Raw genomic sequence first — 22,139 nt, forward strand, 5'->3', positions numbered from 1 at the left:
TCCACGATCAGCATCTCCGACCACCTGCTCTGTTACGAAGCAGGCAGCGCAACAGGCCAATGGTAGGGGGTCAATTTTGGACGCCGATCCCCCGGCTTACGGGGTCAATATTGCAGGCCGAATGACACACCCGGCGGGCTTTTTGCCACGCGCTTCGAAACCAACGGATCTTATCCCCCTTGGAGTCCGAATTCGGGAGCCCGCACGAGGGAGACGTACAATGAAAGACCTTCAAACCTGTCGCAACATGGAGCGTCTATGCCGACAGAGGGCTTCTTCTTTCCCGGGGGAACGCTGGAAGCATTTAGCCGAAGCCGAGATGTGGCACCATAAGGCGATGGATCTCATTGCCGAGCATCACATCGAGTGCAATCAGCCCGTCGACAAGGTGACGGAAAGCCGGACGCAGCCCAGATCGTAGCGTCACTGTTCTGAACACGCCCGAAACGGAAGTCCGTGATGAAAAATTGGCTCGTAATCTTAGCGCTGGCATTGTCCAGCAGCAGTGCGGTTGCACAGAGTAAGCGAAGCCCGCCATCGCCGCCCGGCGCCTCAGTGACCGGTCCAGCAGCCGAAAAACCGACATCCGGTAACGCGTCGGCAGCGGCCAGCCGTAGCAAGGCGTCACCCTCAACGCCGCCATACCGCGCAGAGAAGCCAAACGGCACCAACGCTGGCGATAGCACAACATCTGGCGAGGATGCGCCAAGCGTGAATAGTTCAACGACAAGTTCGCAATAGGCAAACGGAAACACAGCAAACAGCCGCCCAAACACGACGGCAGCGTGAAGGCGAGCGAAGGTTCTCGGCCGCCTATGTCAATCTGAAGATAGCAGCAGCGCTCCGCGACGGTTGATTTGGTAGGTCTCGGACAACATGCAATTGAAACACCGAAACGTCCTACGATCACCGGGCAGACTGGCCCTGGGCTGAGTCTCAATCTTGGTAAGAGTGCGAGCCGCCCCGCAGCGTCGGCACAGCAACAGATTGATCGCAGGTAGTTTCGTTGCTTTCACATCAACCTCCCCTGGGGAGAAGTCATCGACTCTACACTGGTTGCACGGTTCTCTTCCACAACTTTTGCTACGCTTAGCGCTATTGGGAACCTAACCGATACCTTGAGGGTTTTGACGATACTCCGTGCCTTACCGCGTAACGGCTCTAGTACGAGTAGCGGCCATGCGACGCACCCGAACCCTACCCTGTCCAAATTGCGGAGCCGCCACTTATTGGATCAGATGCTCCCTCCCCGAAAACGGCTTCGTTTTGCGCACACCTACGAGTGCCCAAAGTGCAGCTTCATCCACGCCGCTGTTGAGCCGGATCCAGTGGTCCAAGCAAAGGGCTGGTTGAAGGGCGAACTGCGACCGCCAGAGAATTAGCCGTGGTCAGGCGCCTGCTTGCGAAACGATGGGACACAGAAGACGTCGCCAGGCTGAAAGGGCTGGCCGACAACGGAGCGTCTGCTCTTCGAGCCGCAGCCGCGCTCGGCCGGCCCCTTACATCGGTAAGAAGGAAGCGCTCGATCTGGGTATTCCGCTGGCCGGCGTCCGAAAGGTAAGCGCTGAGCTGCGAGACAAGGGCGCTATCGAGGACCGACGACGTTACTAGGCGTTGAAAAGACGATATGGTCGTGAAACTTTAGCGCTTCGAACGTCGCACCAAAGTGGTGCCACGACCACTAAGGATAATGCTTTGACTTACGACGATCAGATCGGAGCTGCGATTGCAGATCAGGACATCGACAGGCTAATAACGTTTGCATACGGCGACACATGCAAATGCACTACCGTGAAAGGCGAACCGATGGCGTCTGCAAGATGCTGGCCACAGCACTTCGCTCCAAGGTTGTTCCAGGTTTGCTCTTCATAAATAAAATCGAACGGATTGCGTCGAACTAACGGTCGATGGATTTCCTGCGCGGGTTGAAGCAGGATAACAGCGACCGAATCTTGATCCCAGAAGCCTCGCTTCGGTCGGCTCGGCGGTAGAGCGACCTACTCGCCGGGCCTTTAGGGAACATTTTTTAAGCGATTTTGTTCTTCGAAAGACCGGGTACCGTTCCCCCAAGATCACATAACAACCCGGTCAGGCCCGACGGCATTGCCCCCGATGACGTCGGGCCGTTTACTTGACCAGTAGATGTCGCGGTAGCTGCCTGGACCGTTCAGGTCATCGAATGACGCCAGCTTCATCTGCATGATTACCGCTTTGCTCGCCATCGGCGATTGGCCACGCTCTGTCTAACAGTTCTCGTATCTCGTTCCGGATGATTTCTCTGCCGGCGCAGTAGCCAAGGCATAGGCCCCCATACCCTCCGATCAGAAAACAAGCGGAGCACGCCAATGCTATCCACATCGCAGAGCCTCCATGCTTCGCGAAGTTTAGCTCTTTGCCGCACGTGCACAAGCCTCGACGTCCAAATGGTATTCTCTCCAAACGCGTCGGATGCGCCTCCGTGACCGGCGGTACCAATGATGAGCGCCGACGTCTGGCCACGCCGCTGAATTCTCGCCGGTTGAGAATCGCTCCTGAATAAACCATTCAGGACGCATTCATTGGACTACTTCTAAATCGCTTGTTAGACGCTAAGGTTTGGCAAGTAGGTGAGAAAATGTCCTTTGACCCGATGGCAGCGGTAGTTGATTGGCTAGATGCTTATCGCTCAGGCGACCTTGAAAGTATTCTCGGCCTTTATGCCGACGCCGCTACGATCGAATGTGGTTGCGGCGGCGCGACGACGATAAATGGTCGCGAGGCTTTACGTGCATATTGGGAGCAGCGCCTAAGAGATTCTCCGGCCGCGGACTTGGATAATCTCGAACCGGCCCGTGATGGCGTTGCCATTACTTACGTTTGCCACGGCTCAAATATCCGGGCTGACTTTGAATTTGATGCTGCTGGCCGGATCAACTTCCAAAAATGCGGCCCGCCAAATTAGGGCGACTTGACCGCGCAAACCGGCTAAGGGTCATCAGGCTGGTCGAATAAAAAGCCCGGTTACCATCGCCGGCGCCGAGCAAGAGCGGCCGCAGGCTAATCGCGGGTACCTACCCGAGTTCATCATCTGGCTGTTTTTTTTCGCTGCGCCAATCGGTGTTTGCCGTGTCGTCGTAGCCGCTTCTGTTACTGTAGAACATCAAGGCCATCAGGCCGCATCCAATAACGAGTGAGAAAACCGTCCCGAGCGCCAACGCGATCCAACCATGGATCGACATCTCAGCGTCCTCAGCTGACGTCCACGCCATCATCGACCAGACAATTGCGAAGAGCAGCATGGCGAACAGAACGATCAAAACGATGGCCTGACCAAAGTTAATCGTCCGGGATGGATTTTGCTCGCGCATTGCAACCTCCTTGTCGGCACCGTGCCTGTCCGGCTATTAGACACTCCATCGCAACGGATTACAAAAAGCTCGGCCTCCGTTCGACAGCCGGGCAAGTTCCGGAGGCAAACACGACCGGGTCACCCGGTCGTGGGGCTACCGGACGGTGACGCGCGCGATACCGCCCATGCCGATTGCATTGGCTGCTGCTCGAGACAGATCGATGCAACGTCCTTGATAAACGGGCCGCGATCCGTGATCCGAACTTTTACCGACCGATCATTGGCTTTATCACCGTGACGTGGCTGCCGAAGCGCGTGGTGCGGCGTGCGGCCGCCAGGGCGTAAGTTGAACCGTTCGCCCGAGGCCGTCCTGCGGCTGTGATAGCCATCTCCTACGCCGTATGGCTAGCGATGCAGGTTTCCTCCTTGGTCATGGTGACGTTGAGGGATACGACGCCTTCGAGGAAGTTCTGAGCAACAGCAGGACTGACGGAGAGCACGCACAGCCAGGCTGCCGCTAAAAGCGTGGGGATTGAGTTTCCATTTGTGTTGATGCTAGATTTTCCCGGCCGGAGCGATCCCAGGAAGCACACGCGACGGTCGGCCCGCCGCTCAAGGATTCGGCTGAGCGTCGGGCCATTTCATTGGCTGCTATTTGATGGAACGAAATCTATTATTGCCGCTTTTTCCTGCGGTCGGCAGTTGGGTGGTGCTGTCGGCCGGGCTCGGCGGCTTCCCCACCCCCAAAACCCAACGCCGCCGAGCTTCCTATGATTGTACTCCGCTGATGTGCCCTGCGCCGCCGGTGACAGGCGATGGCGAAATCCGCTCCGCAAGCGGCGAGAAGCAGCTAACGAATTTCGCAGGTAAGTTTGAGTAGTTAGGTTAAGGAGCGGCTTATGTTGTGCGCATGAACGAAGGGCTTAGCGTCAAAAGTGTCGCGTGACGTTGCCGGACTTGTCGTTCGTACCGGCAACATTTCAATTGCGTGGCACGGGGTCGCTCAATTGCAATATGAGCGGCCCCACTAAGCTAGGCGGACGTCGACCGGAACGTTGTCGATCAGATCTGATTATTTAAGGAGCCGGATGGTCGTTCCTCCAAGGTCACACAATCCGGTCAGGCCCGACGGCGTTGCTCTCAATGACCTCGGGGCCGTATCATTTCCGTCGGCCCAGGAAGGAGTTCCAAGTATTTTGTTTTTCCGGCGGCTGGCAGATGATCCTTAAGCTGTCGCCCCTCAACCTCAGTCGGCCGGGCCTTCCATTATATTATTGGAAGGCTGATGAAGCTACGCCGGAACGAAACCATCTGATCCCAATTTTCACAAGCCGGCAGCTTTTGCAGAAGCTGTTGGCCGGGCTCAGCGGCGTCCCTGCCGATCAACTCGACCGTCGCGGAGCCTCTCCAGTTTCAATCGCTGGGCTCGGGATCATTCCGCACCGAGTTCGGTGAAGCGGCCCGGCGGCGAAATCCATCCGCCGCCGGGCCGATCCTTCCCTAGGAACGAATGGGTGTGTTGATTTTTCACGGATCCGGGAGCTTTCCTCGGCCCGTCGTCGAACGGCATTCCCATCTCATCTGGGTGAGAGGATTCCGGATACTGCGGTACAAAAGCGGCGCCGCTCTCCGTTTCGGTTAAGACGCTATGATCCCGAGGAGCGCCGAGACGCATTCGGGTCGGTTGAGCCAGCGCGGGAGTTGCGTGAGCTTGGCCTCGACGTTGAATGAGCGCCCATCCAACGAGCGTTGCGGCCAGAATGAGCGCAGAGTTAGACCTGAGGACTTAGCCGGGGATCCTTCAGTTGGCGAAGGCCAAGTCGGCGTCAGACCTCCAACCTTCGGCGACGCGTGAAGGTGGACCGGCAAGACTCCACGCTAGCCCGCTGAACGCTTGACATCCCGTGGCGGGCCATTGGCCGCTCGAGATCGATATGCTGCGATAGCCCGATTGGACAACAGAAGGCGGCTCGTGATGCCCTCTCGCATCAGTCTGGCTACGTGAAATGTGAGGAACTGGCTAGCCTCACCAACATCGTTCAGGTCTCCGGAGCGCCGCAGAAAATCGAAAGCGATATCGACGGACTCATCAAGAAGCGCAGGGAGCGAGATAGTAGTCAGGGTCGCCTCCCATTATGAAATTGCGAGCTCTTTACGCACGGTCGCGGCAGAGTTACCAACTTTTTCGACAACGCTTTGCAACTCCTCCTTCGTAACCTTGAGGTGCTTGGTCCAGTGTCGAACTTGATGCTCTTCGTGCATGTTGATCTTGCTGCGATCTTGCCGCGTTTTCTTTTTAAGATCGTCCATAACAGCCTCGATTCGCGTGTTAGAACGGCGCAAAGCGGCATCAAGTTCCCGCCAAGAACGTTTCAAAGTCATCTGGCACGGTCAGCGAATTGCTGCCGCCAGCCGCGCAGGTTAGCGCTCTGTAAAAGCCTTACGATCACATAAAGGAGCCGCGCCAACCCAAAGGTCCGCGCGGCGAGTTCGTCTATGCAAGAGTTTGCGTGCATGCAAGGACGTGGGATCAAGAGCTCTAATTGAGCGTTGTTCCCAGCGACTCACGTTTCGGTGGCCCAGATTTGAAAACGCTTATTTGACTTTCTACGTTGAATTCCAGCGTGGCCAGTACGAGTCCGTCGCAGGAAAGGTATGCAATTGCGCCCCCGCTGGGGACCGGCTGAAGGTCGTCTAGTTCCGAAGCCGGGTCGTTGAGACGCCGTTCTCAGTAGGCCCGCAATGCATCCCGCCCGCAAATAATTTTGGTCCCGCTAAAACACCATAGTACGGTTCCCGTCACGTCATTTTCGGGCGATTGGGTCCTTTGCGAGCGTCGCCGGTGCGCCGCAAGCGTGTGTCTGCCCTGACGTACTCACCAATTACCATGGTTGCTTGATTGCCGGAGCAGTCCGGCGGATTTTGCGAGAATACAAGGAGGGAGCCGGTTAGCAGGCTTGAACTCGCAGGGACGGCGTCGAGCAGAACGATGCCGCAGCTTGCATTAACGATCAGCAGGCGCCGTGCAATTGCGCAAGGCCCTCGCTCTCCGGCTCTGTCCAAGCGGCCATCAAAGCATATGCGACCGAGAAGACCCCTTGTCATTAGAATTTGCCACTTATTCCCGATTTCTATCGGAACTACCGTGTGTCTTCCTCGTTCACGATGACTACAAAAAATGGAGGAATTGATCATGAAGGCGCGTTTCTTATTTAGCACCGCGGTCGGCTTGGTGTTGGCGACCGCAGCAGTTGCTCAGTCACCAAGCGCGACAGCAACCTCCCCTAGCACACAACAAACGCAGTCCCCGAGCACCTCTTCGCCTACGACTCAGAAGGCACCCGATACGACCAACGATCGGTCCACGTCCACCTCACCAAGCTCTTCCACCAGCACTTCGCAGGCGCAGACGACTGCTCCATCATCGGCGGCCGGGTCTTCGACATCGCAGCCCCCGCAGGCGCAGACCAAAACGCCGCCCGCAACGGCCGGCGGCCAGATGCAGGCTCCGACCAGCGGCGGTGCTAACGCTGCAGCGCAGCCAACGACAACGAATAATACGGCGCAGTCTCCTTCTAACAACGCGGCGCAAGCTCCCTCGACGAACAACAATGCGCAATCGCAATCGACCAGCCTCAATGCTTCCGTCAATATCGACGACCAGCAGCGCACGCGTGTTACCCAGTCGATTTCGCGCCTCAACGTGCAGCCTCTTAACAACGTTAATTTTTCCCTGACCGTGGGCACCTCTGTTCCCCGCGACATCCGTCTGCAGACGCTTCCCTCTGAGGTCGTCGAAGTCGTACCGCAATATCGAGGCTACAGCTTCTTTGTGGTGCGCGACGAAATCGTCATCGTTGAACCTTCGACCTTGCAGATCGTAACTGTGCTGCCGCGCTCCGGTGGATCAACGGCCGCCGCGCCTGCACCGGCCCGCTCCAAGGTCTCGTTTACCGACAAGGACCGGGACGTTGTGCGCAAGCACGTCAGGACGAGGATAACCGAGCGCCAAACGACCGGCAGTACGGCCAAGACGGTTATCCGCCGCGGCGAGCATCTACCGGAAACGGTCGAGATTGAAGAATTTCCCGACGTCGTTTACCGAGAGGCTCCCTCACTGCGCGACTACCGCTACATCCACCGCGAAAATCGCACCTATCTGATCGACCCCGGAGAGCGCGTGGTGATCGACGAAATTGACTGACACGACTTCACAAAGAGAATCGAGGCGGCCAGTGGGCCGCCTTTTTTTCGCAATGTCATTACAAAGGCCGAAACCTCGGGTGCGATGGCTGTCATATGGAGGGCTCGCGCACTTTTCGGTATTATATTTTGGCAGGTCTTACTCAGATTGACTTCGTGGCGTGTGCCTTATCGGGCAGTGCAGCCAATTGCTGAAGCGCAATCCGGCTGTTCAGTGCCGCAAAAGTCTCGCGCGTACTGAAAAAACTGACGGCCTCGTCAAAATCCTCAGCTTCTACAATTTTTGCTCGCGCGATGGCGAGGTCGGCATCGATCTGGCCGCGGCTGCGTGGCTCATCAACCAGCGATCTCAAATGGGCCGCGCACAGATCCATGTCCTTACGCAATTCATGCAGCGAGCTTGCGCGGTAGATCGGTGCCGCCAAGGCCAACTCTTTAGCGCGAATCAGTACTTTCGGCGGTAGATTCTGTTCGGGAGTTCCGAATAAGCCGGCGTGCTGGCCTGGCTGCAGCGCGCTCGACGACACGATGGCCAGCGGCATCGACAGCCACAGACCTACGATTACCGGCGTCATCCACAGGAATAGCGGTAGCGACACGGCATAAGCGCTCATCGCCATCAGTACACCGAACACGGTCGGTACCGCGTACTTTCTGACCACTTCGCGGATCGGGACAACGCCGTCGTCGCGACGCTGGACCTGCCAGCCGGCATCCCGACCAAGCAGAATCTCGCCGACCGCGGACGATTGGAAGATCATCATCACTGGCGCGATCAGGCCGGACAGCAAAGTCTCGACGATGATGCCGGACAAAGCAAGAAAGCCGCCGCCGAACCGCGCTCGATTTTCGGCCTGGGTGAGCAGCAAAACGTAGGCAAGCAGTTTTGGTACGATCAGAAGACCCATCGTGCCGGCGAACACCCAGGCTGCGCGAACCGGATCTTGGGCTGGCCACTGCGGAAACAGCGAAAATCCCTTTGCGAAATATTCCGGACGGACGAACTGGGCCTGCAGCGAGATCAGAATCCCGAGCACCAGAAACATAAGCCACAGCGGCGCAGTTAAATAAGAACCGATGCCGGTCAGGAGATGCAACCGCGAGACCCAATGAAGCCGCGGCGCTGCCAGCACAGCCAGGTGCTGCAGATTGCCCTGACACCATCGGCGGTCGCGCGCTGCAAAATCGAGGAGCGACGGCGGGCATTCCTCGAAACTGCCGCCCAGTTTCGGTGCCATGTGGATCGCCCATCCGGCGCGCCGCATGAAAGCTGCTTCAATGAAGTCATGGCTGAGAATATGGCCGCCGAACGGCTTGCGCCCGGGAAGTTCGGGCAGGCTGGCATGTTCTGCAAAGGCGCGCACGCGGATGATGGCGTTGTGTCCCCAGTAATTGCCTTCCGAGCCGTGCCACCAAGCGATTCCGGAGGCGATTACCGGGCCGTAAAGCCTGCCAGCGAATTGCTGCATCCGCGCGAACAGCGACCGCGCATTGACAACGATAGGCAGCGTCTGGATCAGACCGACGCCGGGATGCTGCTCCATGCCGGCGACCAGGCGCACGATCGTGTCACCGGTCATGAGGCTGTCGGCGTCCAGGATGATCATGTGATCATACCCAGCGCCGAACCGCTTGACCCAATCCTCAATATTTCCCGATTTGCGCGCGGTGTTGCGCATCCTATGGCGATAAAAGATGCGATCGCTGGCAGTCTCGCGGCGCAGTTTCAATATGGCTTTTTCCTCGGCCACCCAGATTGCAGGGTCAGTACTGTCACTCAGCACGTACCAGTCGAACTGCGCGGCGTAACCGGTCTCCGATATAGATTCCCACATCGCCCGCAACCGTGCCGTGATCTGATGGGGATCTTCGTTATAGGTCGGTAACAGCATCGCGTTGCGGCTCGAGATCATCGCGAGTGGCGTAAGCGGTTCTATGGCGAGCGGATCCCGTGCGCGCATCAACAGTAGGGCGAAGCCGGCCAACGCCGACAAGAACGAGAACGCGACCCAGGCGAACAGCATCACGAAGAGCGCCAGTACCATGCCTTCGAGGATGGTCACGCCGCCGACCTTCAGCACCTCGAACATCTCGTAGCCGCCGGCCGCGGTCAGGGCCACGGTGCCAAGGAGGATGTAAGCGCGCCGCAGAACAGTCGGCATGGGCCTGAGCTGCGCGCGTCGTTGGGAGGAAGCTGGCCCTGCGAGCCCATCCGATATCATCGTCAGCGGCATCTCTGGCGGTAGAAACCTCTCGCCCGCGCCGGCCGGCAACGCAGCCGCAGGCACGGTAACCAACGGCATTTGGTTCTTCACGTTCATGGTGTCCATCGATAGACCCAAACTTCGGAGATCGCCTGATCGTCCTGCATCAAAGAAGCGCGCAATTCGACCGGCGCCTTGCTCTTGACCGGCATCTCGAAACTCAGGCGCCAGCCGCCGTTTTGCGGATTCCGCTGTGTTACGATATTGCGGATTTCAGCCTTTTCGGCCGTGACAACGCCTTTGATCTTGGTGGGATCGATGGATTTGAGCTTGTCGCCAATCAGATCGAGCACAAATATTTTGGTATCGTCCCCGCGCGCGCCGATGCCGCTGCGTGAAAAGATCGCCAGCGCCGACGGCTTCGGTTGATCGGGCCCCCAATGCAGGCGGTAGGTAAACGCGAGTTCGCTCTTTGCTGGAAGCGGGTTTTTCGGACGCCAAAAGGTACCGATATTGTCGTGAATCTCTTCCTTGGTCGGAATTTCCAGCAGTTGCACCGATCCCTCGCCCCAATCGCCAATCGGTTCCACCCAGAGACTGGGGCGCCGTTCGAAACTTGATTCGAGATCCTGGTAGTCGGAGAAGTCCTTCTGCCGTTGCATCAGTCCAAAGCCTCGCGGATTTCGGTCTCCGAAAGAGCTGATCTGCAGATCGCGCGGGTTATGCAGGGGTCGCCAGAGCTGTTCGCCTCGCCCGTTGAAAATTGCCAGACCGTCGGAATCGTGCACGGCAGGGCGGAAATCGTCCACGTCCTTGCGGTCGTTCGGACCGAAGAAGAACATGCTCGTGATCGCCGCGAGGCCAGTGTTTTTTATTTCCACCCGCGGATAAATGACCATCTCTACATCGAAAATGGTCGTATCGCCTGGCCGGATGGTGAACCGATAGGCGGCCGCAGCACTTTCACTGTCGAGCAACGCATGCACCACAATCGAGTTGGCGTTGGACGCCGGCTTCTCGATCCAGAAGGACTTGAACTGTGGGAATTCCTCGCCGGCGGCCTCGCCGGTGTTGATGGACAGGCCCCGCGCGGACAAGCCGTATACTTGGCCTTTGGCCACCGCGCGGAAATAGCTGGCGCCGAGAAAAACGCAGACCTCGTCATAGTAATCGGGCTTGTTGATCGGGGCATGCAGCCGGAAGCCGCCGAAGCCTAAGTCGGCCCCGGCCGGCGGGGGCGGCGTAGCGCCAAAGGAGAAATTCTCAGGTTGATAAGGGACTACGGTCGCCTGGCCATTGGCCACTTCATAGATATCGACGCGATTGGTGTAGAACGAGCCACGATGAAAGAACTCCACCTCGAAGGGCAGCTTCTCGCCGCGCCACAAAGCCTTCTCCGGATTAAAGCGCAGCGCGCGGTATCGGTCGTAGTCCAGATCCTTGAGGGAGTCTGGCAGCTTGTTGTCTGGCGCCTTGAATGCCTTGGCGGCGGCTTCCCGCGCCATTTGCCGCACCACGGCGGCGTCGAACGCCGCAGGCCCGGGAGCTGCGCGAGCGCTGCGCGGGATCATCGTCATCAATGGCAAAGCGGCCGAAGCGCCGAGAAGTTGTCTGCGGTTCAAGGTGTCTCCAAACGCCAGAGTGATATGCAATAACACGCGCTGCACCATCGAGTTCCGCGAGCTGGAACATTCAGCGCTCTGCGCTTGCCATGATTGCCGGTGTTTCCCGACTCTACCTCACCAAACGCTGGCGTTTCCAACCCGCGGTCGGCCGGTGTCAAATGCCAGTCGACGGCGCGCGAACTGACCATAGAACGGGTGAAAATAGCGCTGTTGTCGATAGACGTTGAATCACTCGGTCCAGGCCGTGCGACGCCGCTAAGTCAGCATTCGATGCCGCAGCCAAGACGCCCCTTGCCGGATGACTCACGAAAACCCTCAAGATCAGCTTTCAACGACGGACACAGCGCTTCGACGATGCTGCATTGATCCGCATTAATGCTGCCAATTTATCCCGCCGGTTGTTCATAATTCCCCGCCGCGTAGCCCGGTTTCTCGCGTCGGCCGCCTGACACGCCACACGAGATTTTGGGTTACCAACACTCCGCCCTAACTGCTGAGCTTGACCTCCGGTGAAAAAAATGGCCCGCCGAAGCGGGCCATCGCTGTTATCGGAAACGACCGTACAATTCTCGCTCCTTGCGCACCTGCCCCGCATCGTAGGGCGGGCTTGCCGGGTCATACCCGCTCCACCCCGACTTCTCCCAGGCCACACGGCGATCATTGAGATTGACTGACGATGGGCTCATCAGCGCCTCGAGGCGCGCGCGGTCGGCCTCGTTGACCTTTGCCGAGACCAACGTACCGCCGCGGCGAACGCCTTCCGCGTAAAGCGGTGCATCTTCCTTGGAGACGCCAGCCTCGGTCAGAGCACCAACAATGCCGCCGGTTGCTGCTCCGGCGGCAGCGCCGACTGCCGTAGCGGCAAGCCATCCTGCCGCGACAACTGGTCCAAGGCCGGGAATAGCAAGCAGCCCTAGTCCGGCTAGAAGGCCCGCAGCGCCGCCGATCCCTGCACCGATTCCGGCACCGGCGCCGGCTGCTTCGGCGCGATCATCGACGCCATCACCGTCGCGGTCCTTTTTGCCGTCGAACCAGCCCTCGGAGTTGTTGGCCACGATACTGATGTCCCCATAAGGAACGCCGGCGGCCTCAAGGCTTCCGACAGCTTTCTGCGCTTCCGGGTACGAGTCGTACAAACGTGAAATGGTCACGGTCATGAGATTACCTTCCGGTTACTTTGCTGCGTTGACGTTGCCCTGGAAATCGACGCTGATCGCACTGGTCGAGCCACCCTTGGTCGCTTTGCCGCGCCATACGCCGTTGTCGTCTTTTTTCAATTCGCTGACGTTCGTGTAGCCAGCCTTTTCGATAGCACTCTTGGCCTGCCCCTCGGTGAAGGAGTTACGGCCGGCGACCGGCGCATTGGAGTTCTTCTGCTCGCTGTTGACGGCATTGTTGCCCGGACGATCTTTTGCCGCCGAGCTCTGGGCATGGGCTACTCCCGAGATCAGGAGAGCGGCGACACAGATAGTCGAAACGCGTTTCATAGGTCCCTCATAGGTTGGTGTTTGGGCTCCTCCAACAAGCTGTTAGCTGACGCGTTCCATTGATTGCCGAAAAAGGCCTGGACCTACGATAGCGGCGCGACATCCCTTGCTTATGCCATTCTTTCCCGCAACGGCGGATCATATGGCTGGCTTGCGTGCCTTTGCTCAACTCCTCGCCAAACCATAGTCGGGAACTTTCGGCAATTGCGCGGATTATTTGACGCGTTTGCGTCTCGCAAATTTTGCAATTGGAGGATACCATCATGAAAACGCTTTATCTCGCCGGAACACTAGCTGCTTTCGCTTGTACCTCGGCCTTCGCTCAAACGACGACGGTTTCCAGCGACTACTACGTAGTGCGCGATGCCACCACCAAGAAGTGCACAATCGTTGATAAGAAGCCAACGACCACGACAACGACGATTGTCGACAACGGAACGTTCAAGACCAGAACGGAAGCCGAGACCGGCATGAAGACCATGAAGGTCTGCACAGAGAACTGACGCGCGTCAGCACCCGTCACTTCGATCGGTGACGGGTGCTTGTGCCGACAGGCCGCGGTATCGCAGCTCCGATTAACAAGAGTCGACGCGACTAATCGCAAGGATGCGCAATCGCATGTCCAGCGCTCCACGACGTATCGCGTCTGCAGCACATGTCGGCGCGGCTCGAGCCTTAGTGCACGGCAGTGCCCAACCGCCTTCGCGCGTAGCGAAAAGCGGGACACGCATGAATCGATCACTCAATGGGCTAACATTTGAATCTCGTTGCCGAAGCGCTAATCGAGCGGACATCACGCCTCCGTTGTGATTCAAAAATTTCAGGAAGACAGCGATCGATCAAGGGAACCTCCGTCCGAGTGACACATCCCTCGCAGCGAGCGCCAACGCTAAGCGTCGTTCTAAGTCAATCCTGCGATCTTCTATTGGCGGCTTGAAAATATTGTCGCGAGCGACCACGCCTCGATGCTCGTCGGCTTGGATTGCATCGATGTTGCAATCTTCGAACGTGCAGTACGTGAAAGCGACGCTGGTGGTCCCCTCATCGACCAGTATCTGGCATTTGACGAACTCACAGCAGTCGTATCTCAGGAAAACGGGACGCCCGCGGAAATCCAGTACCCTTCCCTGAAATCTGGTTTGGTAGATGACGTGTTCGTCCGCACCATTGTCTGTGTTCATTTCGCGCCTAGGATTTCTGTTTATAGTTCGGTTATGCATTAGTCGGCTATCGGTCCCACTATGTTCTAACGTCAGAAAATCTGACCTTCCACCAGCTCATAGCGGTCAATCCCGGCATGGAGCGTCAGCCGCCTCGGCGATGTCGACAAACAATTCCTCCGACGCCGGATGCGCGTCCAAATCCCCGCGCTCTATATGCAGCTGCCTTCCTCCTCGGCACCAATCGAGATACCAGGATTTCCCGCTCGTCCATTTCTGCCAGGGCTCATAATAGTCAGCACCACGTTTTCTGAAACACATCCAATAGTTATGATAGGCCATATAAGTCAATGTATTGGCGAGTACCAACGTGGCGCGCGGTCCCCGATCATTCGGTTAGAAACCGTTTCCCCGCCTTCCACACGGTCGATGGAAAATATCGGGATAAAGCGGCAATTCGACGGAACGACCTTAAGTGTTGGCAGTTTTCACTCCGCCAACACACCAGGAGGACGATCATGAAATTCATTTCCACGGCTGCCATTGCAATCGCTTCGCTGGCCTACTTCTCGCCTGCCCTCGCTCAGAATGGAGCGGCGGGCGGAGCCGTCGGCGGCGCAATCGTCGGTGGCGCCGTCGGTGGCCCTGTCGGTGCCGCCGTTGGCGCTGCCGCCGGCGCCACGGCAGGCGGCATTTCCGAGGCCAACCGTCCCCGCTTCCACAGCTACGTCACCGAGCGCCGTCACCCGTCGTACCGGTATGACCGCGAGCTACGTGTCGGTGCCGTATTGCCCGACAGCGGCGTCACCTATTATGAAGTTCCGCGAGAGTACGGTTCCACTGCCTATCGCTACACGGTGGTCAACGATCGGACCGTACTGGTCGACCCGGGCACCCATCGTATCGTCGAAGTGATCGACTAAGCGCGCTTTTCGAGGCGGGCCGAAAGGGCCGCCTCGACCAGTTCGATACGTCTTTGTGGGAGGATCATCTTGCCCATACTTCAATATCTCGCGTGGGTCGGCGCCGTACTGCTGGGAGTTCTATTTGCCATCGGCGAAAGCGACAGCTCTCCGACAAAAAGCTCCTCCGCAAAGGGCTGGAGGCCCACCGATTCACTGCGCAGCATGGCGCAACATCGTCAGCCGGAAGACCCGGCACGTGCCCGGGACGCGGCGTTTCGCATCGTCAACTATAGATCGGAGGCGCGACGCCCTGCCTGCTCAACGTGCCTTTTCCTAAAGACTTAAGCGGGTCGTTGCTTTGTTCAGGAGTTGCTAGAGGTGGATGATTTCCAGCGAATGACGATCATAGCCCAGGCTATCAGCACTTGTGCTATCGAGAACCGCAACGGAGAAAAATTGCCGATAACGAGCGAGCAAGCCACCTGCGTTGCAAAGGTAGTGATCACGGCTCTCTCGCTGGCCGGTTTTGAGATCACGCCGATGGCAAAGACGGCCGGTCCAACCTAATCCGGCGCTGCCAGCGGTAGGCTGCACCGGATTGTTGTCCATCCGTCGGCACGGATGTAGTCAAACTTTCCTTCTAAGGCGCGGAGGCGCTCCTGCATTCCCGTCAGGCCCCGGCCGAATTTCGGCTCTAGGGGCGCCCTCGCACCATTATCGGCAACCTCGACCAGAATAGCTTCGTTCGTCACCTCGGTCTTCACGCTCATCTTAGACGCACCGGCATGCTTCAGGACGTTGGTGATGCCTTCCTGCAGCAAACGGTATACGGTCTGAGCGACCACACTGTCCGCCGTGACGATCCGGGGATCGATCTCGAATGTCACGGCCATTTCAGGCACCTGCGTGTGTACGTCACGCAAAAGCTTTTGGATGCTAGCATCGAGACCCAGCTCTTCGATGAGCATTGGTCGCAGCCGCTCAAGAATGCGGCGGTTGGCGATTTGCAAAGCCTCCACCGCCTGCAGCACGCGCTCCTCTCCCATGGACCGGTTGGTGCCGCTGCCGCGGTCGTCGATCATAGCAGTAACGTTAGCCCGGATAGCAAACAGAAGTGGACCAAGTTCATCGTGCAACTCACGCGAGATGTCACGTCGCTCCTCATCTTGGATGGAGATCATCTTTCGTAATAGACTTCGGTTCTCTGAACTGAGGCGACCGAGAGTCAAAGCAAGCTCGTTCACGGACAAGCAGCTTTCCCGAACTTCAGGGGGGCCGGAACAATCGACTTTCTTCGAGAAGTCACCAGTGCGGAGCCGTGCCAGCCCCTCCGCGAGATCGCGTAAGGGCTGCAGCGCTGCGCCAATCGTCACAAACGACAAGAGGCCGGCAAGCAATGCCATGCCGACGAGTGACCCGAGAAGCGAGAGAAAGCCGATCCATTTCTCGTAGATCTGCGCAGAGAGATCTGGTTCGAAAATAAGATCGCCGACCCGGCGACCTTGGACCAGGACGGGGACATACTGCGCAAGGTCAGGCACGAACAGGGCTTTCACGAACCATTCCGGGACCCTGCCGGACGTCTTGCCCCGCTCCGGTGCGTGCACCTCGCCATCGCGGCGAAACCGGATCGCGTCCGCAGGTGTCGAACCGAGCTGATCGACGAACGCCGCAAGGATTGCGTCGGGTCTTGTGGAGGCCGCGAGAGCGGCGTTCAAACCCGCCGCGACGGTGATCGCCGACCGCGCCGATGACTCGTTCTCCTCCAAAATTTGATCCGAGGAGAAAATCCATAGCAAAGCGAGGCCGGCAATCAGGGCGCTCAGAAACATGCCGCCCAGCAGCACGCAAATGCGTGCACGCAGCGACAAAGTCGTCCACATTGGAATCATTAAATTGGTCAACCCGGCACCATTCCTCTGGTCAAAGCGTTGAAATCCAATATTCATAGCATAATTGCGAGATTGTCCCGCCGATGGCACAGCCTGTGAAACTCCTGATTGTCGATGACCACCCCGTCGTGGTGTCGGGCTGCCGTTCGCTGTTTGCGTCGGACCCTACAATATCCATCGATGAGGCGGTCGATGAGAGATCGGGACACCGCGCCTATCTATCTAAACGGCCCGACGTGACGATCATCGACATCAATCTGCCGGATCTTTCCGGCTTCGAGTTGATGCGTCGTATCCGCAAGGATGATCCCGACGCGCGTATTATCATGTTCAGCATGAATGACGATCCAGCCTTTGTGGTCCGAGCCATCGAGCTCGGTGCCCAAGGCTATGTCTCTAAGGGCGACGATCCGCGCCTGCTCATCAAGGCAGTACGCAAAGTGGCTGCGGGGGAGAACTTCATTTCTCCGCATCTCGCAAAGACAGTAACGTTCTCAGGCGCTGCTATCCGTGCAAATCCGGCCACCAGCATGTCGGCCCGGGAACTGGAAATTCTCCGGCTCCTCGGCCGGGGCGACAAGATCGTTGAGGTCGCCGACGCGCTCGGCATCTCCTACAAGACGGTAGCAAATACCACGTCCCTACTGAAGCAGAAGCTGGGCGCACGGAACCACTCCGATCTCATCCGTATAGCCGTCGAGATGGGCTTAAATTAGAGTTCTTCACGATAGAGTCTTGGCCACTTCTTTCCGCACAGCTCACATCAGCCGCAGGCTTAAAGCCGAAGGACGTGGATCGACAAGTGGCTAGCGTTCCTATGACATTGGGAGAAGGTGCCGCTACAGCCTTAGGGAGGTGCGACGCCTGTCGCCGGATCCGCTCGAAATTCACTGCGGAAACGTTGCTGCATTGCGTGCGTGGGCGCAACGCAACAACAGCGCCAGGCGCGGAACGAGCGGCGGAGGCTTAATCGCGTCCGCTGGACTTATCACCAATGATGACCATGACCGCGACCGCGGCTCCAGCCGTAATGATGCCCGCGACCGCGGGACCAGCCGTAATGATGTCCGCGTCCACCACGATGCATGTGGCCATGACCATGACCGTGGCCGCCCTTTATCTCGATCGCATCGCCCGAAGCTGTCATCGGCGCTAGCGGCATAGCGGCCACGGCCGCTCCGCTTCCCGCCGTCAGCAAAAGGGCCTCGACCCCGGCGATCGTCATCCGTTTCATATTGCTCTCCTTTGACCGCACCAAGCGGCCGTTGACACAAGTTCCCGGTTTGCGATGGGTTTCTGAGCTCGGCATTGCGGAGACAGCTGCTGATATAAGCGGCGAACTTAGAGTCTAGCGCCGGCCATATTGCCTCTTTTACCCGGAAGCGGCATCCGAGAACGGAACCAAGAAACTGCTTTCGCTGTTGTTGCGCAAGACCGAATGAGCGGTCTCGACAGTGGAGGTCACAAAATGAATAGGAGATTGATGGGATCGGCTGCGGCCATTGCCTTGATTGCCACGACTGCTTTCGCTCTGGCGCAGGGCGGCGGCGCGAGCGGATCAAAGGGGGGCGATGCACCTGCCGCGTCAGCACCGCGGGCCGGCGAGGCTCCTTCGACCAACATGCCCGCCGCAAAGGGGACGGCAAGTGACGCTAAGCCGATGACCGGTTCCAGGTCTGCACCTGATGCCAAGGCCGCCTCCGACCAGAAGGCCGCGCCTGCCAAACCAGCAACGACCGCCCAGGATAAGCCTGCCGTCGCTCCGTCGGATAAAGCCGGGACCTCTGCGCAAGAGCGCACCGACACCAAGGGCGCGAAGTCCGCGACGGACACCAAGTCGACAACGGATACCAAGGCTGCCACTGACGCGAAGACCGGCGACGGCAAGGCCGGCTCCGCGTCTACGACGGGCAATGCCGCGACGTCTGCAACCGTTGCCCTTCCTGCTCAAAAGCGCACGCAGATCACTAGTGCGATCCGGCAAGAAAAGGTCGAGGAAGTTCGCAATGTGAACTTCAACATCTCAGTAGGCGTGACGGTACCGTCTACAGTGCGCGTGCACCCGCTCCCGACGCGAGTGATCGAAATCTATCCAGAATGGCGCGGATACGACTTCATTCTGGTCAATGGTCGTTACGTTATCCTTCGACCGCAGACGCATGAGATCGTCTACATCATCGAAGGTTAGGCCCGGCGCCGCCTTGTGGCGCTAGACACTCGTTCCTCGTTCACTCTACTGCCCCGGGTCCACATCCGCGGGCAGTTTTTTTTGGCCTTGTGCGGATCAATGCAGCTACAGCGGAACGATTGCCACTTTATCCCGTTGGCGTCTCGGTTGAACAAGGGAGCTTGAAGATGAAGTTGTCAACTTACGCATTTGCCGCTGCCGTCGTGGCGACCATAACTACCCCGACCTTTGCAAGTGCGCAGGACGTGCGCGTTCGCATTGGCGAGGATCACGGAATGTCCCGCGACTATGACCGCGGCTACCGCGGCCCTCGCGCGGAATATCGCCGCGATCATGGATGGCACCGCGGCTGGCGCAATCGCGACCGGGTGGTAGTGATTAAGCAGCGCCGTCATCGTTGGGATTGATCCAAGGAGGTGGCCCGCATGGGCCACCTCCTCCTTTTCTGACAAGGTTATCCGCATGACTTTTCTAAAGACATTCGATCGACGTGCAGCTGGCTTAATCATCTTCGCTGGTTTCATCACGTTAGCATTTGCGACCCAGGGCTCCGCGGTGCCTACTGCCCCCGCAGGAGCTTCTGACGCGCTAATCACATCAGGCAGAGCGCCTATGGACCAAGACGCCGCACGGGTTTCGCAAACTGCTGCCGATAGCGTGTGCGAAAAGCAAAACTGGCCATACTACTCCGAAGAATGCCTGCGCGGCGAAGGTGGCGGATCCGCTCCGCGTCAAGTTCACCTACAACCGGCTGCTGTCGAGCCGGCGACGCCGACGCCTATCCTCGCCTCTACAAACACCGCCGAGCGCAAGCCAACTGAGTTCCGGCAGGTCACCGAAACGCCCCGCCGGCGTAAGATGCGCCAGACGCCCCACTATGCAAGCCGGCGCATTTCAAGGCCACAAGTAATGCAACCTGAGGATTCCGAGCAACTGCCCTTGACCTGGTGAGCTTGCTACAGCGTTTACGCGTAATGATTGTTGGGCTTTTGAGCGTCACGTTATCCATAGGTGCTAAGAAATGTGGCGCCTGGCGCGACCAAGCGCTCGACCAATAAACTACCATTCCAGAACGCGGGTCTGCCTTGAATTTGCTCGGCATGTTGTGGAAGGTCGCACCAGCAAATGGATTCAATAGTGTCAAACAACGAACGTCGCAGCGGATTTGCCCGCCTTTTTGGAGACCTTGCTAACAAGACTTCTCAACTCGCGGGTCGAGCCACGACGTTCATCGTCGCAGCCGCCGTCGTGATCATCTGGGCCGTGACCGGTCCTCTGTTCGGTTACTCGGACACGTGGCAGCTTGTCATCAACACTGGGACGACGATCGTGACGTTCTTGATGGTCTTTCTCATCCAGAACTCTCAGAACCGAGACAGCGCCGCCATTCAGGTGAAGCTAGACGAACTCATCCGAACGAGTGCCGCTCATAACTCATTCGTCGGCATCGAGCATCTGACCGACGAGGAATTAGAGGATATCCGGACCAAGTGCGAGGCACGCGCTGCGGCCGAGAAGGTCGGTGAAAGGAGTGTGCAACGCATGGGCGAGAAGGCTCGCGAAGCCGCGGACGCCGCCGGGTCCTGATGGACGGATGATGCGGGCTCCGTCCTGGCTTCGCAAACCCCCTCATCGTAACTTTCGTCGTCGCCATGTCCATGCGCGGCTCAGGACCAGATGACGCTCGGCATCCTGCCGACCCGTTCACGGGCCGGGGTGTCAAGTTCGCCGCAACCTTCAACGAAGCAAGTTGGAAATCCGCATCGGCTAGCCTCCGAACACGAACCGCAGGACTGTCACGATGGTCGCGGACAATTGCGGCCGCCGCGGACATCTCCAGGGCGGGCGCATTTCTTCATTCAAGGTGAGCTGTCAGTGAATATACCCATCGGCCAGCGCGCAGCGTTGATCGCCCTATCCAGACCTGCCCCTGATTCTGACACCTCATCTCGGAGTCGCCGAGCGCATCGAGGACGATGATTGCACGTTTGATGACCACCTTAAGAGCGGCGTGAAACATGGCGACAGAGTGATCATTCATTGCTGAACCTTCGCGACCGGGAACGATCCGCCACAGCGGCTGTTTTCTGGAAAACTCGCCGGAGCCAATCGATGAAAGCGATACTTTCTAAAAAGGAGTTGGAGCGCGAAGCCCTCGCGGAGATGAGAAAACGCCCAGGTTGCGAGACGCTGAAGGCAGTCGACGTCCAATACAGTGACCTTCGAGCCGATACGAACTGGACTCTGTATGCCTTCACAGAAGGTCGAATTGATCCAGGTGCTTTGCATAGCGCGCTGGAAATGACCGTAGACAAACTGCGCCATCAATATGAACTGCGCGCCCCGGAGTGATCCCTTATAGGAAGTCAGACTCCCACCTCGCCCTGAAGTCTGACCTCCATGCTTAAAAAGAAAGCGACCGCCAACGAGCTGATCTGGCTCTTTCACGAGAAGCTTGCAGGCTCCAACTTCCCCAATGCCGGGATTGCGATTGTTCCAATCGGTAACGGCAATTGGTCGGCGCTGACGAATGCCACCGAACGCCGGCACTATCCCGATCTGGCAAAGACTGTGGTGCGAATAGAGAGGCAGCTCCGCGCTCGCTACCTCCTGAAAGAGGTTTGATCTGCCTTCACGGGCGGGAACTAAGCCGGCGATTGTTCTATGGTCCCATCGACCAAGGCTGCATCTTGAACAAGACCAACCAGTTTGACCTTCCTACGCTGCCCCATGCTCACGCCGCCGAGCGCTCTCGAATGAGCGACGATCAAAGCCTGATCAAGGCCCGTTACTGCAGATCGATCCTGAAGGTCGCCGCGATCAGCACCGAGCAGGAAGCCCGCATTTTACTGAACGGCCTGGCCACCGAGCAGGTTACCACAAACACCTCTCCCGCGATGGCCGAGGCTGAACGAGTAGCTTTGACTGCGATCCGCGATCTGGCTGGATATCAGCACGGACGAAGCGTCCCCCAAAGCTCCAGCGAGTGGATGCGTGCCGCGCGAGCAATCCAGTTGTGGCTAAACGTTCACGATCAATAGGCATCGTGCGCGCGGAATGCGGAGAAATGGACGCGTCCGATAGCAAACAGCAAAAGACATCTCGTGAGCTGTAGCTTCTGTATCGGAAACGGCTTTTTTTTTCGAA

The 22,139-nt window shown here is 58.0% G+C and carries 21 protein-coding genes; 12 read left to right on the forward strand and 9 right to left on the reverse strand.

Annotated elements, in window-relative coordinates:
* The first annotated feature begins 2,614 nt into the window (after positions 1-2,614).
* Positions 2,615-2,941, forward strand: coding sequence for a nuclear transport factor 2 family protein (locus CIW50_RS19520; protein WP_149532873.1), 327 nt, complete (start codon positions 2,615-2,617; stop codon positions 2,939-2,941).
* 109 nt (positions 2,942-3,050) lie between these two features.
* Here CIW50_RS19520 and CIW50_RS19525 read toward each other — a convergent pair whose 3' ends face one another.
* The 3 genes from CIW50_RS19525 to CIW50_RS19535 form a co-directional block, all read right to left on the reverse strand.
* Positions 3,051-3,347 (reverse strand): hypothetical protein, encoded by a 297-nt coding sequence (locus CIW50_RS19525; protein WP_149532874.1) that lies wholly within the window; start codon positions 3,345-3,347, stop codon positions 3,051-3,053.
* 1,413 nt (positions 3,348-4,760) lie between these two features.
* Positions 4,761-4,898, reverse strand: coding sequence for a hypothetical protein (locus CIW50_RS29130; protein ID WP_172980395.1), 138 nt, complete (start codon positions 4,896-4,898; stop codon positions 4,761-4,763).
* Between the two features lie 563 nt (positions 4,899-5,461).
* The gene (locus tag CIW50_RS19535) at positions 5,462-5,710 is read right to left on the reverse strand and encodes a DUF3606 domain-containing protein (protein WP_349636749.1); all 249 of its coding nucleotides are present in this window, start codon (positions 5,708-5,710) and stop codon (positions 5,462-5,464) included.
* 811 nt (positions 5,711-6,521) lie between these two features.
* On the opposite strand from CIW50_RS19535, the gene CIW50_RS19540 reads away from it, so the two are divergent.
* Positions 6,522-7,532 carry a DUF1236 domain-containing protein gene (locus CIW50_RS19540; protein ID WP_149532875.1) on the forward strand — a complete coding sequence of 337 codons (1,011 nt, stop codon included), beginning with the start codon at positions 6,522-6,524 and terminating at the stop codon, positions 7,530-7,532.
* A gap of 142 nt (positions 7,533-7,674) precedes the next feature.
* On the opposite strand, the gene mdoH is transcribed toward CIW50_RS19540, so the two are convergent.
* The 4 genes from mdoH to CIW50_RS19560 all read right to left on the reverse strand — a co-directional run bounded on the left by mdoH (position 7,675) and on the right by CIW50_RS19560 (position 12,847).
* Complete coding sequence (mdoH, locus tag CIW50_RS19545; RefSeq protein ID WP_149533098.1) at positions 7,675-9,834, reverse strand: glucans biosynthesis glucosyltransferase MdoH; 2,160 nt, start codon at positions 9,832-9,834, stop codon at positions 7,675-7,677.
* Between the two features lie 14 nt (positions 9,835-9,848).
* Positions 9,849-11,312, reverse strand: coding sequence for a glucan biosynthesis protein G (locus CIW50_RS19550; protein ID WP_246664378.1), 1,464 nt, complete (start codon positions 11,310-11,312; stop codon positions 9,849-9,851).
* 593 nt (positions 11,313-11,905) lie between these two features.
* Entirely contained in the window at positions 11,906-12,517 is a 612-nt protein-coding gene (locus CIW50_RS19555; RefSeq protein WP_149532877.1) for a hypothetical protein, read from the reverse strand.
* Between the two features lie 15 nt (positions 12,518-12,532).
* The gene (locus tag CIW50_RS19560; protein ID WP_149532878.1) at positions 12,533-12,847 is read right to left on the reverse strand and encodes a hypothetical protein; all 315 of its coding nucleotides are present in this window, start codon (positions 12,845-12,847) and stop codon (positions 12,533-12,535) included.
* 263 nt (positions 12,848-13,110) lie between these two features.
* Here CIW50_RS19560 and CIW50_RS19565 point away from each other — a divergent pair, with 263 nt between their 5' ends.
* The 3 genes from CIW50_RS19565 (at position 13,111) to CIW50_RS19575 (ending at position 15,479) form a co-directional block, all read left to right on the forward strand.
* Positions 13,111-13,350 carry a hypothetical protein gene (locus CIW50_RS19565; RefSeq protein WP_068738743.1) on the forward strand — a complete coding sequence of 80 codons (240 nt, stop codon included), beginning with the start codon at positions 13,111-13,113 and terminating at the stop codon, positions 13,348-13,350.
* 1,175 nt (positions 13,351-14,525) lie between these two features.
* On the forward strand, positions 14,526-14,930 hold the full coding sequence (locus tag CIW50_RS19570) for a DUF1236 domain-containing protein (RefSeq protein WP_068738747.1): 405 nt from the start codon (positions 14,526-14,528) through the stop codon (positions 14,928-14,930).
* A gap of 360 nt (positions 14,931-15,290) precedes the next feature.
* A complete protein-coding gene (locus tag CIW50_RS19575) occupies positions 15,291-15,479 on the forward strand; it encodes a hypothetical protein (protein WP_149532879.1) in 189 nt (62 codons plus the stop codon).
* Here CIW50_RS19575 and CIW50_RS19580 read toward each other — a convergent pair.
* Positions 15,476-16,861, reverse strand: a complete 1,386-nt coding sequence (locus CIW50_RS19580) for an ATP-binding protein (RefSeq protein WP_149532880.1) — start codon at positions 16,859-16,861, stop codon at positions 15,476-15,478. The two genes, CIW50_RS19575 and CIW50_RS19580, sit on opposite strands and share 4 nt — an antisense overlap.
* Before the next feature lie 26 nt (positions 16,862-16,887).
* Between CIW50_RS19580 and CIW50_RS19585 the strand changes: the two genes are divergently transcribed.
* Positions 16,888-17,520 (forward strand): response regulator transcription factor, encoded by a 633-nt coding sequence (locus tag CIW50_RS19585; protein ID WP_149532881.1) that lies wholly within the window; start codon positions 16,888-16,890, stop codon positions 17,518-17,520.
* 272 nt (positions 17,521-17,792) lie between these two features.
* On the opposite strand, the gene CIW50_RS19590 is transcribed toward CIW50_RS19585, so the two are convergent.
* Entirely contained in the window at positions 17,793-18,038 is a 246-nt protein-coding gene (locus tag CIW50_RS19590; RefSeq protein ID WP_149532882.1) for a hypothetical protein, read from the reverse strand.
* Between the two features lie 204 nt (positions 18,039-18,242).
* Here CIW50_RS19590 and CIW50_RS19595 point away from each other — a divergent pair, with 204 nt between their 5' ends.
* The 6 genes from CIW50_RS19595 (at position 18,243) to CIW50_RS19620 (ending at position 22,033) form a co-directional block, all read left to right on the forward strand.
* Complete coding sequence (locus CIW50_RS19595; RefSeq protein WP_246664371.1) at positions 18,243-18,992, forward strand: DUF1236 domain-containing protein; 750 nt, start codon at positions 18,243-18,245, stop codon at positions 18,990-18,992.
* A gap of 167 nt (positions 18,993-19,159) precedes the next feature.
* Positions 19,160-19,399 (forward strand): hypothetical protein, encoded by a 240-nt coding sequence (locus tag CIW50_RS19600; protein ID WP_081422159.1) that lies wholly within the window; start codon positions 19,160-19,162, stop codon positions 19,397-19,399.
* 718 nt (positions 19,400-20,117) lie between these two features.
* Positions 20,118-20,579, forward strand: coding sequence for a low affinity iron permease family protein (locus CIW50_RS19605; protein ID WP_149532884.1), 462 nt, complete (start codon positions 20,118-20,120; stop codon positions 20,577-20,579).
* 525 nt (positions 20,580-21,104) lie between these two features.
* Complete coding sequence (locus CIW50_RS19610) at positions 21,105-21,344, forward strand: hypothetical protein (RefSeq protein ID WP_149532885.1); 240 nt, start codon at positions 21,105-21,107, stop codon at positions 21,342-21,344.
* A gap of 48 nt (positions 21,345-21,392) precedes the next feature.
* A complete protein-coding gene (locus tag CIW50_RS19615; protein ID WP_149532886.1) occupies positions 21,393-21,617 on the forward strand; it encodes a hypothetical protein in 225 nt (74 codons plus the stop codon).
* A 65-nt stretch (positions 21,618-21,682) separates the two neighbouring features.
* Positions 21,683-22,033 (forward strand): hypothetical protein, encoded by a 351-nt coding sequence (locus tag CIW50_RS19620; RefSeq protein WP_149532887.1) that lies wholly within the window; start codon positions 21,683-21,685, stop codon positions 22,031-22,033.
* The last annotated feature ends 106 nt before the right edge of the window (positions 22,034-22,139 follow it).

Origin of the sequence: Tardiphaga sp. P9-11 (assembly GCF_008329525.1) — a bacterium.
GTDB lineage: Bacteria > Pseudomonadota > Alphaproteobacteria > Rhizobiales > Xanthobacteraceae > Tardiphaga.